The organism is Streptomyces sp. 2-1, assembly GCF_048564895.1.
Taxonomy (GTDB): Bacteria; Actinomycetota; Actinomycetes; order Streptomycetales; family Streptomycetaceae; genus Streptomyces; species Streptomyces phaeochromogenes.
Genome location: NZ_CP183383.1, coordinates 1,832,817 through 1,849,583, shown reverse-complemented (window position 1 = coordinate 1,849,583; position 16,767 = coordinate 1,832,817). Strand labels below are relative to the sequence as shown.

At 71.2% G+C, this 16,767-nt stretch carries 11 protein-coding genes; 1 reads left to right on the top strand and 10 read right to left on the bottom strand.

All coding sequences use genetic code 11. The annotated features are described in order from the left end of the window. Nucleotides 1–159: 159 nt before the first annotated feature. The 5 genes from ACN20J_RS08175 to ACN20J_RS08155 are packed head-to-tail and all read right to left on the bottom strand — an operon-like array spanning nucleotide 160 to nucleotide 8,199. Nucleotides 160–3,375: an AfsR/SARP family transcriptional regulator gene (locus ACN20J_RS08175; RefSeq protein WP_419665613.1), complete on the bottom strand. Its 3,216-nt coding sequence runs from the start codon at nucleotides 3,373–3,375 to the stop codon at nucleotides 160–162. 24 nt (nucleotides 3,376–3,399) lie between these two features. Then, nucleotides 3,400–4,770 carry a methylaspartate mutase gene (locus ACN20J_RS08170; protein ID WP_419665612.1) on the bottom strand — a complete coding sequence of 457 codons (1,371 nt, stop codon included), beginning with the start codon at nucleotides 4,768–4,770 and terminating at the stop codon, nucleotides 3,400–3,402. Further along, nucleotides 4,767–5,327 carry a cobalamin B12-binding domain-containing protein gene (locus ACN20J_RS08165; protein WP_419665611.1) on the bottom strand — a complete coding sequence of 187 codons (561 nt, stop codon included), beginning with the start codon at nucleotides 5,325–5,327 and terminating at the stop codon, nucleotides 4,767–4,769. The genes ACN20J_RS08170 and ACN20J_RS08165 overlap by 4 nt, the downstream gene beginning before the upstream one ends. After that, nucleotides 5,321–6,652, bottom strand: a complete 1,332-nt coding sequence (locus tag ACN20J_RS08160; protein ID WP_419665610.1) for a type III PLP-dependent enzyme — start codon at nucleotides 6,650–6,652, stop codon at nucleotides 5,321–5,323. The genes ACN20J_RS08165 and ACN20J_RS08160 overlap by 7 nt, the downstream gene beginning before the upstream one ends. Then, a complete protein-coding gene (locus tag ACN20J_RS08155) occupies nucleotides 6,649–8,199 on the bottom strand; it encodes an AMP-binding protein (RefSeq protein WP_419665609.1) in 1,551 nt (516 codons plus the stop codon). Before ACN20J_RS08155 ends, ACN20J_RS08160 begins: the two co-directional genes overlap by 4 nt. A gap of 223 nt (nucleotides 8,200–8,422) precedes the next feature. Between ACN20J_RS08155 and ACN20J_RS08150 the strand changes: the two genes are divergently transcribed. Beyond that, nucleotides 8,423–8,671 carry an acyl carrier protein gene (locus ACN20J_RS08150; RefSeq protein ID WP_055614058.1) on the top strand — a complete coding sequence of 83 codons (249 nt, stop codon included), beginning with the start codon at nucleotides 8,423–8,425 and terminating at the stop codon, nucleotides 8,669–8,671. An 8-nt stretch (nucleotides 8,672–8,679) separates the two neighbouring features. On the opposite strand, the gene ACN20J_RS08145 is transcribed toward ACN20J_RS08150, so the two are convergent. From ACN20J_RS08145 to ACN20J_RS08125, 5 genes are all read right to left on the bottom strand, one after another. Next, nucleotides 8,680–9,582 carry a proline iminopeptidase-family hydrolase gene (locus ACN20J_RS08145; protein WP_189845232.1) on the bottom strand — a complete coding sequence of 301 codons (903 nt, stop codon included), beginning with the start codon at nucleotides 9,580–9,582 and terminating at the stop codon, nucleotides 8,680–8,682. Between the two features lie 173 nt (nucleotides 9,583–9,755). Beyond that, entirely contained in the window at nucleotides 9,756–12,533 is a 2,778-nt protein-coding gene (locus tag ACN20J_RS08140; protein ID WP_419665608.1) for an AAA family ATPase, read from the bottom strand. A gap of 704 nt (nucleotides 12,534–13,237) precedes the next feature. Then, entirely contained in the window at nucleotides 13,238–14,215 is a 978-nt protein-coding gene (rfbB, locus tag ACN20J_RS08135) for a dTDP-glucose 4,6-dehydratase (RefSeq protein ID WP_419668854.1), read from the bottom strand. Then, nucleotides 14,209–15,195, bottom strand: coding sequence for an aldo/keto reductase (locus ACN20J_RS08130; protein WP_419668853.1), 987 nt, complete (start codon nucleotides 15,193–15,195; stop codon nucleotides 14,209–14,211). The genes rfbB and ACN20J_RS08130 overlap by 7 nt, the downstream gene beginning before the upstream one ends. A 10-nt stretch (nucleotides 15,196–15,205) precedes the next feature. Further along, nucleotides 15,206–16,684, bottom strand: coding sequence for an NDP-hexose 2,3-dehydratase family protein (locus tag ACN20J_RS08125; RefSeq protein WP_361999906.1), 1,479 nt, complete (start codon nucleotides 16,682–16,684; stop codon nucleotides 15,206–15,208). Between the last annotated feature and the right edge of the window lie 83 nt (nucleotides 16,685–16,767).

Sequence of the window (16,767 nt, the reverse complement as noted above, 5' to 3'; positions counted from 1 at the left end):
ACCGGCCTGGAAACACGGTCCACGACCGCGCTGGACCATGAACCGCCGACCGGGCCAACTGGCAAGCCGGTGCCGCTAGTTCCTTTCCTCTGACCGGGAAGGGGCGGCGCCGGCTTACCCGTGTTCTCCGCCACCCGCGCCCTCCAGGTGCCCCCGCGGTCACCCAGGGGCGTGGTCGAGGAAGGCCAGGGCCTCCGACCGGTCCATCGTCCGGCCCCGCCCGTAGGCGGCCCGGTAGGCGTCCGGGCCCAGCCGGTCGGCCGCCTGCCGGGCGATACGCGCCACGTCCGGGTCGTGAGCACGGGAGATCCCCCGCAGACCGGCGCCGAGACCGAGCTGCACCGCCGACCGCGCCACGTCCCCGGTCAGCAGCGTGGCGCCGGCCAGCGCCTCCACGGCCTCCGCGGCACCGGCCAGGTTGTGACCGATCGTCACGTCCAGCGCCCGCCGGTGCCACTCGGCGGCCCGCGCCGGATCCCGCTCGGCCTCGGCGATCCGGCCCAGCGCCACGAACACCCGGGCCCGCAGCTCCTCGACCGCGAACCAGCCGGTGGCACACGCCCCCAGCGCCGCCTCGTACCGCAGCCGGGCCTCCCGCGGATCGCCGCCCAGCCGGGCGATCTCGCCCAGGCCCCACTCGACGGCCGCGGGACGCTGCGGCGCCCCGTTCTCCCGCGCGGTCCCGGCCGCCCGCTCGTACGCCTCCCGCGCCCGGCCGAACTCGCCAACGGCCACCAGCCCGTCGCCCTTGCGGCACAGCAGGTCGGCGATGTCCTCCACCGCGCCCAACAGCCCCGCCAGCTCCAGCGCCTCGTCGTACAGCGTCTGCGAGCGCTCCGGGCTGCCCCGCCAGCCCGCCAGCATGGCCAGCTCCGCCAGACAGAGCACCGTTCCCCAGCGATCCCCCTGGGACCGGAACTCGCCCAGTGACCGCTCGAACTGCCGCTCGGCCTCCGCCACTTCGCCGCCGAAGAGCGCCATGTGCCCCTGGCCCAGCCGGACCAGCGCTCCCGACCAGGGATCGGAGTGCTCCAGGAGCCCGGACACCTCCAGCGGTCGCGGCAGCCCCGTGCCCATCACCCAGAGCACGGTCAGAAAGGGATACCGGGGTGGCCAGAACGGCTCGGCCATCACCGTCTCGGCACGCGCCAGATGAGCCTGGAGCGCCCCGCCCGCCTCGCCTCCGGCCGCCGCGTTCAGCACGCACAGGACGTACTCCTCCTCCAGCCCGGCGGGCGGTCCCGTACCGATCTCCCGCAGCAGCTCGACGGAGGCCGAGGCGCCGTCCGTGCGCAGCCCGCGCAGCCACCAGTACGACGACAGCGCGGCGATCATGGCCAGCGCCAACTCCTGATCGCCACGCACCGCCCAGTGCAGCGCGGCCTGGAGATCGGCGTGCTCCTCGGCCAGCCGGGACAGCCACGTCAGCTGTCCCGCTCCGCGCAGGTGGGGCTCGGCGGTCCGCGCCAGCTCGGCGAAGTACTCCGCGTGCCGGCGCAGCAGCCGCTCCTCCTCGCCCGCCTCGGCCAGCCGCTCCGCGCAGAACGCCCGTACGGTGCTGAGCATCCGGTAACGCCCGCCGTTGCCCTCGATCAGCGACTTGTCGGCCAGCCCGGCGAGCAGCTCCACCGCCTCGGCGTCCGGCAGCCCGCACACGCTGCCCGCCGCCTCCAGGGTGAAGGCGCCCGCGAACACCGTCAGCCGCATGGCCAGTCGCTGTTCGTCCGCCTCCAACAGGTCCCAGCTCCAGCCCACCACCGCGCGCAGCGTCTGATGGCGCGGCGAGGCCGTGCGGCTGCCCTGGCTCAGCAGCCGGAACCGGTCGTCGAGGCGGGCCGCGACGGCGTCCACCGGCAGCGCGCGAACCCGGGCCGCCGCCAGCTCGATCGCCAGCGGCAGACCGTCCAGGGCGCGGCAGATCCGTACCACGGCGGACACGTTCTCCTCGTCCACCCGGAAGCCGGGGCGCACCGCGGCCGTCCGGTCGGCGAACAGACGGACCGCCGGATACTCCGTCGCCCGCCGCGCGGTGACCCCCTCCGGCGGCGGGGCGAGCGGCGGCAGCGGACACAGCATCTCGCCGGTGATGCCCAGCGCCTCCCGGCTGGTGGCGAGCACCCGCACCCGGGGGCAGGAACTCAGCAGCCGGTGCACCAGCGCCGCGGCCTCCTCGATCACGTGCTCGCAGTTGTCCAGCACCAGCAGCACCGACGTGCCGGACAGCGCGGTGGTGAGCCGCTCGACGGCGTCCGGCGGCTGCCCCTGACGCCCGCCGGGGGCAAGCACGCCCTCCCGCATGCCCAGCGCGTTCAGCACCAGTTGCGGCACCCCGGGGCTGTCCCGGGTGCCGCCCAGGTCGACGAACGCGGTGGCGCCCGCCTCCCGGCCCGCGGCCTCGATCGCCAGCCTGGTCTTGCCCGCGCCCCCGGGACCGACCACGGTGACCAGCCGGGCGCCCCCGCCGCGCTCCAGCGGCCCCAGCAGCCGGCCCACCCGCTCCAGTTCGTCACGGCGTCCGACGAAACTGGTCAGCTGCGCGGGCAGCGGGGTGCGGATGCCGACGGTGGAGACCGGGGCCGAGGCCGAAACAGAGACCGGGGCCGGGACCGGCGGGGCCGCCGGGGTCAGCGAGGCGTCGCCCCGCAGCACCGCCAGCTGCACCGCGCACAGTTCGTCGGAGGGATCGTTGCCCAGCTCCTCGGCCAGCGTACGGCGCAGCTCCTGGAAGACCGCCAGCGCCTCGGCACGCCGGCCGCAGCCGTGGAGCGCACGCATCAACTGTCCGTACGGGCGCTCGCGCAGCGGATGGTCCGCGACCAACTGCCGTAACCCGGTGACCAGTTCACGATGTCTGCCCAGAGCGAGATCCGCCTCGGCCCGGTCCTCCAGGGCCTCCAGCCGCAGTTCGTCCAGGCGCACCGCCTGCGCGCGGGCGAACGGAGCCCCGTCCAGTCCGGCGAGGGCCGGCCCGGACCACAGGGCCAGTGCCTCGCGCAGCAGTTCGGCGGCCCGGCCGGGGTCACCCGCGGCCAGCTCGCGTCTGCCGTGCGCGCTCAACCGCTCGAAGCGGTGCGCGTCGATGTCCTGCGGGTCGGCCGCCAGCCGGTACCCGGCGGCATGGGACTCGACCAGCTCGCGGCGGTCGGCCTTGCGCAACTCGCGGCGCAGCCTGGAGACCTGCGAGTGCAGCGCGTTGAGCGCGTCTCCCGGAGGACGGCTGCCGTACAGGCCGTCGATCAGGGTGTCGACCGTGACCGGCCGGTCGGCGTGCAGCGCCAGCAGGACGAGAAGTGAGCGGGCCCGGGGACCGCGGATCTCGACCGGGCTCAGGTCGTCGCGCAGCACCCTCAACTCGCCCAGGACCCACAGCCACATACTCCGATTATCACCGACACACCGTCAGGAACCCTCTGCCCGGGCGATCTCCGGGGAGCCGTTGGGGAGACCGTCCTGAACCGGTACGGCGGCCGAACCGCCCGTGAGGGCCACTCGCTCCTCGTCGGCGCCGTCGAAGGCCCTGCGCACAAAGTGCAGATCGGCGTGGAGTTCGGCCGAAGTGACCCGGCGGGCCGCGCCGGTCCGGCCGTGCCGTGCCAGCGGCAGTGCTCCCGGGTCGGCCCAGCGCAGCCTGCCTTCGCCGTCGAGGTGACTGCGGGTGCGCCCACGGTTGTCGGGGTGCACGCAGTAGGGGACGTCCAGATAGCCGCGCTCGAACGCCCGGACCAGCGCACCACCGAGGTCGGGGCCCAGGCCGAGCACCGCGTGGACCAGTGCCGCCGCCTCCTGGTAGGTCTCGCTGTCCTCGGCGTCGGACCGGCCGTCGCGGACGGTACGGGCCGCCGTGGCGGCGGCGAACTCCAGTGCCGCCACGTTCTCCTCGATCGGCGGGATCTGCCGCGACTCCGCGACCGTCTTGACGATCAGCCGTTCCGCCCCGGAACGCACCGCCAGTTCGGCCGCCGCCCCCAGCAGCCGGTAGGCGCCCTGGACGGTGACCGGGTACAGCCCCATGTAGGCGTAGACCACCACGTGCCAGCTCCCGGCCGGGAGCAGCTCGCCGCACAGGCGCCGCAGCGCGGCCACCGCCTCCCGGTCCTGCCCGGCGTGGGTCTGCTGGGCATAGCTGAGCGAGACGCTGCGTACCCCGTGCTGCTGGAAGAACAGCGCTTCGAGTACGGAGACCGCCACCAGCAGGCCGGGCGGGCACAGTTGACCCATCAGACAGCCGCCGAACGTCTCCAGATGCGGCTCGGCGCCCTCCTCCCGCAGTTCCGCGAACCGCCGCACGCACTGGGTCCAGTTGCGCACCGACTCCGTCAGCGGGGTGCGCCCGTAGGGCAGGCAGTACGAGACCGGACCGCCCTCGGTGGCGTTGAGGCGCAGCGCGACCAGTGCCTCGAAGATGTCCTGCGGCACCGCCGAGCCGTGCCGGACCTGGACCGGGAAGTCGGGGCCGTACAGCCCCGCCAGCATTGCCGCGGTGACCGCGGGATCGTGGGCGACGATCGGGTAGCCGTTCAGCCGGCGGCCCCTGGCCAGGGCGTCGGCGAGCGCGGTGTCGTCCCGCAGCCGGGTGTAGCTGTCCAGGGTCACGGTGCCCACGGTCGCCGCGGCGGCCGACTTGGTGGCGGACAGTCCGGCCCGCATCTTCCGCGGGTCGTCGAAGCCCATCCGGGGCTGAACGACCAGCGTCCCGGCCGCGGCCCGCCGCCTGACGAACTCCCCGAAATCGACGCCGCGGAGCGCGGGGACGCGGTGCCGGCTGTTCACGGCCGGCCCGGTGCCCCGGCCACCGTCCGCGGCACCGCCTGTCCGGCGGACGGCCCGGCGGACGGCCCTACGGACGTCCCTGTGGACTGGCCGACGGGCTCCCCGGCGGGATCTCCAGCGGGATCCCCGGAGCGGAGGTAGCGGCACAGGTCGGTGGCGTGCGCGTCGGCGAACACGGCGTCGAAACCGGCCTCCAGCAGGACCGCGGACTGCCGGTCGCGCTCGGTGGCGTCCTCGACCACGCCGAGCTTGCCGCCGATGACGATGGGCGTGGCGGCCAGTTCCGGCCGGGCCCGCAGTCGGGGCGCCAGACGCAGGCCGTCGGCGTAGCCATGGCCGTTGATGCTGCTGATGACCACCATGGTGGGCCGGCGCAGGACGCACTCCTCGACCAGCAGCGCGTCGGGAACGCACGGGCCCAGGTTGATCACGTGGTAGCCCATCTCCTCCAGCAGCAGCTGGAGCAGCACCAGGTTCCAGGTGTGCGCGTCGGAGGCGACGCTGCTGATGATCACCGTGCCGCGCGGGGCGGGCAGCCTCGCCGGTTCGTTCACCACGTCGACTCCGTCGGCTCAGGAGAGTCGGGCGAGTCGGGTGAATCCATCCGGTCCATCCGGCCCATCGCGTCCGTCGGGTCCGTCGGCAGCGGGGAGCGCCGGTACTCCAGCCGCGACACCGAGACGATCTCGCGGCCACGCACCACCACTTCGGTGGGTGCTGGTCTGCCCAGAAACGCCAGGAGGCTCGCGCTGACGCCGTAGGCACCGGCGTTGGGCACGGCGACCACGTCGCCCGGCCGCAGCAGGGGTACGTCCACATCCCGGCCCAGCACATCGCCCGGGGTGCACAGCGGCCCCACCAGGCTGGCGGTCGTGACGGGCGGGGCACCGTCACCGTCGAGCGCCACGGCGGCGGGCAGCAGCCGTCCCAGGCCGGACATGCCGCCGAAGGCGTTGATGCCGCCGTCCAGGACGACGAAGGTGCGGTCCCGGCCCTTCTTGACGTTGGTGACGCCCAGCAGCAGGGTGCCCGCGCACGCCACCAGGTACCGCCCCGACTCGAAGGCGATGGCCGGTGTGCCGCCGCGCCAGCCCGGCAGATGGGTGTCCAGGACCGACTGGAGCTCGGACCGCAGCTTCGGGTAGCTGCTCCTGGTGCCCGGTACCCCGTAGGGCGCGGCGAACCCGCCGCCCAGGTCGAGTACGGCCAGGGGCAGGTCCAACTCCTGCTCGATCTTGGCGGCTTGGACGAGCGTGTGCTGGAACTCGCCGATCAGGCCGGCCTCGTCCTCGGCGTTGCTGAGCGGGAAGAAGTGCAGCCCGGCCAGCCGGACACCCTCGGTGCGGCGCAGTCGGGGCACTGCCTCGGGCAACTGCTCGACGTCGAAGCCGAATTGCGAGGGCCGGCCGGTCATCCGGATGCCGGTGGTGGCGCCGGCCAGCGCGCCGTTGACCCGCAGCAGGCAGTCGGCGACCAGGCCGTGCCGCGCGGCGGCGGCGCCCACCCGCTGAACATCGGTGACCGAGTCGGTGGAGAACATCCGCACTCCGGCGGCCAGGGCGTGTTCCAGCTCGGCGGTGGTCTTGCCCGGCCCGGTGTAGAGGCAGTCGGCCGGGTCGAAGCCCGCCTCCAGGGCCGCGGCCAGCTCCCCGCCGGAGGAGATCTCCGCCCGGCAGGCAGCCCCGCCTCCGCCCGAGCCGCCGCCTCTCTCGCGCAGCGCACGGGCGATGTCGGGGTGCGGGTTGGCCTTGAGCGCGTAGTACACGCCGCTGCCCTCCGGCAGGGCATCGAACAGCTGAGCCCTGGCGGCCTCCACCTCGTCGAGGTCGTAGACGTACAGCGGGGTTCCGAAGCGTTCGGCGAGCTCCGCGTAGCGGTTCACGGACCGGTCTCCTCAAGCAGCGCCGTCAGTTCCCGGCGGGCGTTCTTGCCGTGGGTGGTCAGTGGAAGCTCGGCGACCACCCGGCACACCGCAGGCACCTTCGCGGGCTCCAGACGGGCGGCCAACTCCCGCAGGACCAGGTGTGGTTCGACCTCGGGTTCGCCCTCCACCACGATCGCCAGATCGGTGCCGTCGGCGGGAGGAAGGGCGGCGGCCGCCCGCACGCCCGGTACGTCCAGGGCCGCGGCCTCGATCTCCACCGTGCTCATCCGGATGCCCTTGCGCTTGAACATGTCGTCACGCCGGCCCTCGAAGTACAGGTAGCCGTCGTCGTCCAGCCGCCCGTAGTCGCCGGTGTGCAGCCGTGGCCGGCCGGTCACCGGGTCGCTGCGGAACGCGCGGGCCGTCTGCTCGGGCACCCGCCAGTAGCCGGGCATCACATGCGGGCCGGTGGCCACGATCTCGCCGGTCTGCCCGGCCGGCAGCTGCTGCCCGTCGGCGTCCAGGATCAGCACCCGCGTGCCGGGCAGCGGCAGCCCGACCGAGCCCGGCCGTTCCTCGTCCTCCTCGGGAGGCATGATCGAGACGCGCTTGCACTCGGTCTGGCCGAACTGGCGGACCACTCGGACACCGGGGAACAGTTCGCGCAGCGCCCGGATCGTCGAAGTCGGCAGGGCTGCCCCGGTGTTGGTGAACATCCGCACCGGCGGCAGCGCGCCCGGACCGCGCCGGGCGAGCGAGACGATCATCTGCGCCAGCGAGGGGACGATCGGCACCACCGTGGCGCGCGTCTCCCGCATCCGCCGCAGCAGGGACAGGTCGGACTCCTCGTCGGCCAGCACCAGTTCGCTGCGGCCGATGCAACTCAGCAGCACCTTGTAGAGCCCGTAGTCCCACGAGATCGGGAACCGGCAGAACACCACGTCGTCCGGCCGGTACGCGAGGACCTCGTCGATGGCCCGCGAGGCGAAGGTCATCTGGGCGTGCGGGCAGACCACGGCCTTGGGTGCGGCGGTGCTGCCCGAGGTGTACACGAGGACGGCGATGTCCTGCGGGTGGACCTCGGCGGTCGGTGCCGGCGGGACGCCGTTGGCCAGTTCCTCCACCTCCGGCCACAACTCGGCCTGGTCATGCACCGGGACCGCCGCGAGTTCCCGCAGCCGCCCGGTGTTCGGCCCGGCTCCGATCACCAGGGCGGGCTCGGCGTTGGCCAGCACGGACTCCAGGTGGAAGGCCTTCATCCCCGGGTTGAGCGGGACGAGGACGGCACCGCGGGAGACGGCGCCGTAGAACATCGCGACCAGTTCCCGGCGGCTGGGCGCCTGGACCACGAGCCGGTCGCCGTGGCCCACGCCCCGGGCGTCGAGCCAGGCTCCGAACGCCTGGCTCAGCCCGCTCAGCCGCCGGTAGGTCCACATCCCGCCGGAGTCGCGCACCGCGGGGGCGTCCGCCGCCGTCAACACGGCCTGTTCCAGCAGCTCGTGGACCAGCCCGCCGTCGGCCGCCGCCTTCCGCGGGGCGACGTCCGAAACCGCGAGTTCCTTCATGTGCTCCCTCCCGTTCGCGCCGACCTCCCCGTTTTCCGGGGGAGTTCTGTCGAGAGCTTTCCGAAGCCGCACACTAAGGAGGCGGTGGCCTGCCGAAAGACCCCTAGCCACCCCTATGCGGCCGAATTTCCCTCTGGGGGCGTTAAGGGTTGCCCGGACCTGCGCGTTCCCGATGTGATGTACCCGTTGGATTTTGAGGATTTCGCGATTCTACGGAGTCACCATGTGGGATGAGCGGTTCGAGGAAATCGTGCGCAGGTATCTGCCGTTTCTCGGTCCCGAAGAGCTCCTGGACGAGGACGCGACACTGCGCGATCTCGGCCTGGACTCATTGGGAACGGTGGAATTGCTCAGCGCGCTGGAGAATGCCTACGGTCTCAGGCTGGCCGACGACGCGCTGACCCTGGAGACGTTCGCGACGCCGGCGACGCTCTGGGCCGTACTGCGCGATCTGAGCGCGCCTGCGGTCTGATCCGCGCATCAGGCGAGGAGCCCGTTCAGGAATTCGGACAATACCGTCCGGAACCGCTCGGGCTCCTCGATGTGCGGTACATGACTGGACTCCTCGAAGATCTCCCAGCGGACGTCGGGAATGAGGTCCGCGAACGGCTGCATCGTGACCGGTGTCGCCTCGTCGTGCCGGCCCGAGGTCAGAAGTGTGGGAACGGCGATGTCCGGACAGCATTCCACGACCGACCAGTCCCGCAGGGTCCCGATGACGTGGAACTCCGTCGGCCCGTTCATCGTGAAGTAGACGGTCGGGTCGTTGTAGATCTCGTAGAACGACGCCATGAATTCCCGCGGCCAGGGCTTCAGTCGGCACACATGCCGGTCGTAGAAGCAGCGCATCGCCTTGAGGTATGCGTGGCTTTCGGTGGTGTCCGCGGCCTCGTGGTGCAGCAGGGTGTCGTTGACCCCGGGCGGCAACCGGTCGCGCAGCACCTTCATCTCCCGCAGCCACAGCGGATAGGACGCCGGGGAACTCGCGACGACCAGCCCGCGCAGCCCCGGCGGCCGGCCCGCCGCGTGCCGGGCGGCCAGCATTCCGCCCCAGGAATGGCCGAGCAGCGCGTAGTCGTCCGCGACGCCCAGACCCGACAGGAGATTGTCCAGTTCGTCGAGGAACAGCGACACCGTCCAGAAGTCCGCGCCGCGGTCGGGCAGATGGGAGGAGCCGCCGTTGCCCAGCTGGTCGTAGTGGACGACCGGCCAGCCCTCCTCGGCGAGAGCGGCCAGCCCCAGCAGGTAGTCGTGTGTGCTCCCCGGCCCCCCGTGCGCGACGACGAGCGGCGGTCGGCCGGAGCCCAGGTCGCCGGTCACCCGGTACCAGGTCTGCCACTCCCCGAACCGCACCCTGCCTCGGGTGCCGGTGGTCGCGGCCATGGGGGATCACCTCAGTTCCTCGGAAGCGGACCGACCCGCGGGGCGCGGGTGGGCGACGCACACCGACCCGTGGGATGCGGGTGGGTGACGCACGCAGGCTACGTACGCCATCCACCCGCTTCCACCCCTAATCGGCCGGTCTGCCCCCTAGGGAACCGTGGACGCGACGGTCGTCAGCCGGAGTGGCCGGCCACCGAACCCACCGTGCTGTCCCCGGCCAGGTAGCGCTGCAGATCCGCCCGCCCGGAGAGCTGCAACTTGCGGTAGACCCGGGTGAGATGCTGCTCGACCGTGCTGATGGTGATGAACAGCTTCCGGGAGACCTCCCGGTTGGTGTCCCCGGCCGCGGCCAGTTCCGCCACCCGAAGTTCCGCCTCGCTGAGCTGCGCCGAGGCGATCACCGACCAGGCGGGCAGCTCGGTCGGCTCAGGACGGGCGGCGGTGCTGGAGTGGGGCAGCAGCGTGCGCGCCAGGCGCTCCGCCCCGCAGCGGATCGCGCTGCGCCACGCCTGCTCGCCGGTCGCGCGGGCCCGCTGGGAGTCCCCGAGGTCCTGGTAGGCCAGGCTCAGGTCGGTCAGCACCAGAAACCGCTGGTGCCAGTTGCTCCCCTCGGACAGCAGCTCGGCCGCCTCGGTCAGCGCGGTCAGCCTGCGATGGCCGTCCACGGCGCCCGCGTACACCCGCAGGGCCGCGCCGCGGCTCTGCGGGAGGCTGCCGTGGGGCTGTCGCAGGTGCTGCTCGACCAGACGCCTGGCCTCCGGCCGGTCGCCCTGTGCGAGCGCGGCCTCGGCCGCACCCAGCCGCCACGGGACGAACGAGGCCACGTCCATGTTCCAGCGCGTCACCAGCTCCCCGCAGGACAGGAAGTCCTGCTGGGCGGCCCAGTGCTGACCGGCGGCCAGCCGGTAGCGGCCCCGGGCGTGCAGATGAGCCACACCGTAGAGCGTGTGGGACATCTCCTGGGGCACGATCCACGACAGGTACTCGTCCGCCTGGGCGAGATTGCCGCGTGCCGTGTGGGCGGACACCAGCACGGCCAGCGGCAGCCCCAGGGCCACTCCCCAGGCCCGGGGCGCCATGTGCTTCAGGGCCGTCTCCGCGTGCCATTCGGCCGCGGTCAGATCCCCTCTGCGGCGCATGATCTCCGCGCGGATCGCGTGGTGGACGCCGCGTGAACTGCTCGGCCCCGGCTCCGCCGTGTCCGCCATGACCCGGCGGTCCCACTCCTCCGCCAGTTCCAGCTCGTCGGCGTAGACCAGCACCTGGAGCACGGTCGCGACCGCCTCGCTGTGGGTGACCCGCTCACTGAGCACGGACTCGGTGAGTGTGCCGACATCGCTGCGGCCCTGCGCGCCGAAGGCCGCGTGCAACGCCCCCTGCAGGCGCAGGGAGCCGGGGTCGACCGCCTCGGAGAGACGGTCGAACAGCGAGCCGTCGGCCTCGGCCATCCGCGCACGCAGCTCCGGATAGCTGATCGTCGCCCAGCTCAGGAAGCAGTGGAGCTCCGCACGCTCGGCCGGGTCGGTGGCCCGGCCGGCCGCGTCGGCCAGCATGGTCGCCGCCTCCTCGGCACGGCCGTGCCACAGGAAGATCCCCGTCAGGGAGACGAGATCCCGGTCCGGGATCATGCCCTTGCGCTGCAACTCGTAGCACTGGGGCAGGTACTTGATGACCCGGGCCGGGTTCAGCCGCCACTGGGCCCTGATCAGCTCGGTGATGACCAGGCCCTTGTCCTCCTCGTCGAGCGGTCCGCGCATGGCCAGCTCCAGGCACACGGCGGCGAAGGCCCAGTCGTTCTGGCCGATCGCCTCCTGTGCCGACTCCCGCAGCACCGAGGTGGTCCACGCCCCGGTGGTGGTCCCGGCAGCCACGAGATGCCGGGCCACCCGCGACGGGCTGAACCCCTCGGCCTCCAACAACAGGGCCACCCGGTAATGGGTGGCCTGCAGCTGGCCGAACTCGGGGTCTCCCAGGACCATTTCGGCGGCTCCCGGGTGGCGGAACCGCATCTCGTGCAGGATCCCGGCATCCCGCAGCGTCCTGATCCGGTAGGCGACGAGGTCGGTGCTGGAGCCGAGGAGCAGCGCCAGCATCTCCACTGATGCCACCGGGCCGAGTAACGCGATGCCGCGCGCCACGTCCACCGCCTCCGGGCCGCTGCGGTGCAGGGAGGTCAGGACGGCCAGCGCCGAGATCTGCCCGGCCCGCACCCTGCCCTCGTCCGCCCGTCCATGCTCCTCCGCCGCTGCGGGTTCGGTGCCGCGCGACTCCTCGATGAGCGCGCGCAGCACCAGGGGATTGCCGCCGCTGAAGCGGTGGTAGTCCTCGGCGGTGCGCTCCGCGGTGCCGGGGTCCAGACTCCGGGCCACCACTTCGAGCACTCCGGCCGAGGACAGCGGCGAGAGCGAGAACCGGGTGCAGTGCGGCTCGCGCAGTAACTCGGCGTGGAAGAGCGGGATGTCCAGACGCGAGCAGTCCGGAAGCACCAGCACGACCATGATCCGGGCGGTCCGGGCGAGCCGGACCAGATGGAGGACACCGGCCAGCGATTCGGGATCGCCGTGATGCAGGTCGTCCACCACGACCAGCAGCGGCGCGCTGCGGGAGAAGCGGACGATGTCCTCCGCGATCTGGCGGTCACTGCGTTCCGCCGGCGATCCGTTCACGTCGGGCGGACCGGGGTCGGCCGCCTCTCCGTATGTCGATTCCAGTCCCTGGGCGAGCTGCTCGAAGATTCCCGCCTGATCGGGACCTTCGGCCGTGAGTGCCTGGGCGTTGAGTACCACTACTCCCAATTCTTTTTCCGCTGTCTGAACCAGGGAATGCGCCAGTTCGGTTTTTCCTACGGCGACCGGTCCGGTGATTACTGCGATGCTGCCTCTGTTGTCCTGCGCAGCCTGAAGAAGATCCTGTAGATGTGAAAGCGCTCGTGCACGCTCGATCAGAAACATGCGTCCCCCTGCCCCCGTTCTGTGATGATCCCGGGAGTGCCTCGATTCTGGTCGGTCTGCTGAGTCAATTCCTCACGACGTGAAGACGTCGCTGTGGTGCGAGTGAACTCTGTGACTGATTGCAAAAGGACACTGACGGCTACGGCGTCGGCAACGACTCAAGCGGAGCCAGGCACAACCACATCGCACGGTTGCCTCACCAGTCAGCCGCACGCCCCGTCCGTGCGTCCTCGGTACCAGACCCTACGCCCCTAATTCCCTCTACTCCAAGCCCTAGTTGAGTAGGTCGGAAACCGGTGGGGCGACACCGCCGGGAGTTGCGCGCGCGCCGGAGCACGCCCCCCGGGGGCCGAGGGCGTCAGGGATCTCCGCACGTTACTCGTCGGTTAATTCTCGGGCCCGGCCGCGCGATCTAGCGGCGGACCGGCCGGAACACGTTCGGGCGCCGAGTGATCTTCATGAGCAATTGTCATTCCCGAAGGGGCGGAACATGTCATTCCCTGCCTGCGCGGAGCACGTCATTCCTGAATGGATGGATCACGCAATTCCTGAAGCGATACAGAAGCGGTACCTTCCGATCCGGTGCGGTACGGACGAGATTCCGGTGCGCCAGGCCTTCGTACGGGACGAGAAGGTGGCCGGGATGGACAGGGTGGAGGCGTGCCGCAGGGGGTGTTCGGTGTGGTCCTGATCCGGCCAGGCGGCTACCGCGGATGCGCCAACAGCGGCTTCCACCAGCCCGGATTGTCCATGTACCAGCGGATTGTGGCCTCCAGCCCTTCGTCGAAACCCGTCGTGGGACGGAAGCCCAGGGACCGCAACTTGTCGCCGTTCAGCGAGTAACGCCGGTCGTGGCCTTTGCGGTCGGCAACCCACTCGATCATCTCCGGCCCCAGGTCCAGGGCCCGCAACAGCCGCTCGGTGAGCGAGAGATTGGTCAATTCCGTGTCCCCCGAGATGTGATGGACCTCGCCCGGCGCGCCGCGCTCCGCCACCAGTTGGATTCCTCGGCAGTGGTCGTCCACATGGATCCAGTCCCGGGTGTTCATTCCGTCCCCGTACAACGGCACTTTGCGCCGCTCCAGAAGACTGGTGACAAAGAGCGGAATCACCTTCTCGGGAAACTGGTACGGGCCGTAATTGTTGCCGCAACGGGTGACCCGTACATCAAGGCCATGAGTGCGCGCACAGGCCAGCGCCAGCAGATCGCCGCCCGCCTTGGCCGCCGCGTAGGGGGAGTTGGGCGAGACGGGGGCATCCTCCCGCCACGAGCCCTCCGCCACGCTGCCGTAGACCTCGTCCGTGGACACCTGGACGAACTGCGCGACGCCCGCGTCCAGGCAGGCCAGCGCCAGCCGGTGCGTGCCCATCACATTGGTCTGCGCGAACCTGCCCGACGCGGTGATGGAACGGTCCACATGCGTCTCCGCGGCGAAGTTGATCACCACGTCATGACCCGGCACCACCTCGGCGAGGAGCTCGGTGTCGCAGATGTCGCCGTGCACGAAGCTGAACCCGCCCTCGGCCGGCGCCAGATTGTCCATGTTCCCCGAGTAGGTGAGCTTGTCGAGCACCGTGACGGCGGCCCCCGCCCATGCCGGATAGCCACCGGCCACCAGCGTCCTCACATAGTGCGAGCCGATGAACCCGGCCCCTCCGGTGACCAGCACCCGGCTCACCATGCCCATGCCTCCGGAGCGGGCCCGCCGTTGCCGACCGGCGGGAACAACTCCTCAAGACCGCCCAGCAGTTCCTCGTCCAGGGTGAGCGACAGCGCCCGGCACGCCCCGTCCAACTGCCCGGCGGTGCGCGGTCCGACCACCACCGAGGTCACCCCGGGACGGCCGAGCAGCCAGGCGAGCGCCACCTCGGACGGATCCAGGCCCTGCCGCTCGCACAGCTTCTCGTAGCGGGTGATCTCCTCCCGCCACGTCTCCATCGCCACCATGGCACGGCCCTGCGCCGTCTTGACCGCGCTGCCCTCCTCCAGTTTGCGCAGCGCGCCGCTCAACAGCCCACCGTGCAGCGGCGACCAGACCAGCACCCCGATCCCGTACGCCCGCGCGGCCGGAATCACCTCCAACTCCACATGGCGCGTCACCAGGTTGTAGACGCACTGCTCGGACACCACACCCAGGAAGTGCCGCCGGCGGGCCGCCTCCTGCGCCGCGGCCAGATGCCAGCCCGCGAAATTGGACGAGCCGACGTAACGGATCTTGCCCTGCTGCACCAGCACCTCCATGGCCTGCCAGACCTCCTCCCAGGAGGCCGCCCGGTCCACATGGTGCATCTGGTACAGATCGATCCAGTCGGTACGCAGCCGCCGCAACGAGTCCTCGCAGGCGGCGATGATGTGACGGGCCGACAGGCCCTGGTCGTTGACCCGGTCGGTCATCGGGTTGAACACCTTGGTGCCGAGCACCACCCGCTCGCGCCGCTCACCACCCTGGGCGAGCCACTCGCCGATCAGCTCCTCGGTGAACCCCTTGTGCACCTGCCAGCCGTACTGGTCGGCCGTGTCGAAGACGTTGATACCCCGGTCCAGGGCGTCGTCCATCAGGGCGAACGCCTCGTCCTTGGTGGTGCGCACTCCCAGGTTGAGCGTGCCCAGGCTGAGCCGGGAGACCCGCAGCGCGGTCCGGCCCAACTGGACGTACGGCATGGCGGTCATCTCACCGCACCTCCTCGGTCGACCCGATCAAGCTGTACAGACAGGCGATCAGGCTGCGGGCCTCGATGTTGACGTAGTGGCTGTGCCGCAGGAACTCGGCGAGCTGATGCAGGGCGACCCAGCGGAAGGAGTCGTCCTCGACACGGTGGTCGGCATCCAGCTCCACGATCAGATAGCGGTTGCGCGCGTGATAGAAACGGCCGCCCTCCTCCGACTGGAGGCTGTCGAACCGGATCCGGTCCCGGCCCGCGCCGAGCACCGTCTCCAGGAACCGCAGCTGCGCCGGACGCGGCCCCGGCAGATAGTTCGACGGTGTGCACTGCACCGTGGGCGCCAGCTCGATCCCGTCCACCAGCCCGCCCTGGACCCGCGCGTTGACGAGCACGTGCAGCACCCCGTCCAACTGGGTGACCAGGAAGGCGATCACCCCGGGACCGCACGGCTCGATCATCGGCTGCGACCACTGCCTCACCTCCCGGCTCCCGACCCGCACATCGACCCCGACGACCCGGAAGAACCGGCCGTCCTCGTGCGCGATGTCGAACTCCGAACGCTGCCAGTCGGCCACCTTGCGCAGCGGCACCCGACGGGCGCGCACCTCGGTCTCGGCGCGCATCTCGGTCAGCCAGCTGCGGATCCGCGCCGTGGAGTGCAGACTGCCCTGCTCGTCACTGCACGACCGCGTGACCGCCGAACGCAGATCGTCGGCCAGCGGAAAGGCCGACGCGAGGCTGGCACCGACGAAGGGCAGACAGGCCAGCACCGTCCTGGAGTCCATGTTGATGACGTCGTCGGTGGCCAGCAGACGATGGATCTGGCCCAGCGTCAGCCAGCAGAAGTTCTCCCCGACCTCGACGTCCTCCTCCAGCTCCACCACCACGTTCCGGTTGCGCTTGCGGTAGAACCAGGAACCCTGCTCGGACTGGAGCACGTCGGCCAGTACCCGGTGCTGCTCGGCCTGCTGGAAATGCTCCACGTACGGGACCGCGTTGCCCCGGTGCACCCGCGTGTAGTTGCTCCGGGTGGCCTGCACGGACGGCGACAGCTGCACACCGTTGTGGTTGCCCGGCTCGTTCTTCGCCTGCATCAGGAAGTGCAGGACACCGCCGAACTCCCGGGTGAGGAAACCGAGAATCCCGATCTCCGGCTGGTGGATCATCGGCTGGCTCCAGGTCTGCGGCAGCCCGTCGGACACCACCTGCGTCTCCACGCCCTCCACCGTGAAGAACCGCCCCGTGTCGTGCACCAGGTTCCCGGTGTCCGGCTCGGTCCGCCAGCCGGACAGCTCGGACAGCGGAGCCTTGCTCACGAGCGCCGTGTCCCGGCGCCGCCGCTCGGCGAACCACTGCCGGAACTCCTCCGTGCTGGTGACCACTCCCTCGTCCGACAGCGTCGACTCGGCGATCCGCGCGGCGATTCTGCCCGCGGTCTGCTGGTCGGGCGGTTTCAGCGACGGCGGCGCGGAAAATGGATCGGCCATGGGAGACCCCTTTGTGGCACTCTGGGAAATTGTGGCTGACCGCGGCCAGCGTAGTAATTGCCGATCGGCGTTGAAAGAGGAAT

Excerpts from the sequence above, each read along its gene's own strand:
- ACN20J_RS08155 (WP_419665609.1), bottom strand. The coding sequence starts at position 8,199 with ATGAAGGAACTCGCGGTTTCGGACGTCGCCCCGCGGAAGGCGGCGGCC.
- ACN20J_RS08145 (WP_189845232.1), bottom strand. The coding sequence starts at position 9,582 with ATGGCCGCGACCACCGGCACCCGAGGCAGGGTGCGGTTCGGGGAGTGG.
- ACN20J_RS08175 (WP_419665613.1), bottom strand. The coding sequence starts at position 3,375 with ATGTGGCTGTGGGTCCTGGGCGAGTTGAGGGTGCTGCGCGACGACCTG.
- ACN20J_RS08125 (WP_361999906.1), bottom strand. The coding sequence starts at position 16,684 with ATGGCCGATCCATTTTCCGCGCCGCCGTCGCTGAAACCGCCCGACCAG.
- ACN20J_RS08130 (WP_419668853.1), bottom strand. The coding sequence starts at position 15,195 with ATGCCGTACGTCCAGTTGGGCCGGACCGCGCTGCGGGTCTCCCGGCTC.
- rfbB (WP_419668854.1), bottom strand. The coding sequence starts at position 14,215 with ATGGTGAGCCGGGTGCTGGTCACCGGAGGGGCCGGGTTCATCGGCTCG.
- ACN20J_RS08140 (WP_419665608.1), bottom strand. The coding sequence starts at position 12,533 with ATGTTTCTGATCGAGCGTGCACGAGCGCTTTCACATCTACAGGATCTT.
- ACN20J_RS08150 (WP_055614058.1), top strand. The coding sequence starts at position 8,423 with ATGTGGGATGAGCGGTTCGAGGAAATCGTGCGCAGGTATCTGCCGTTT.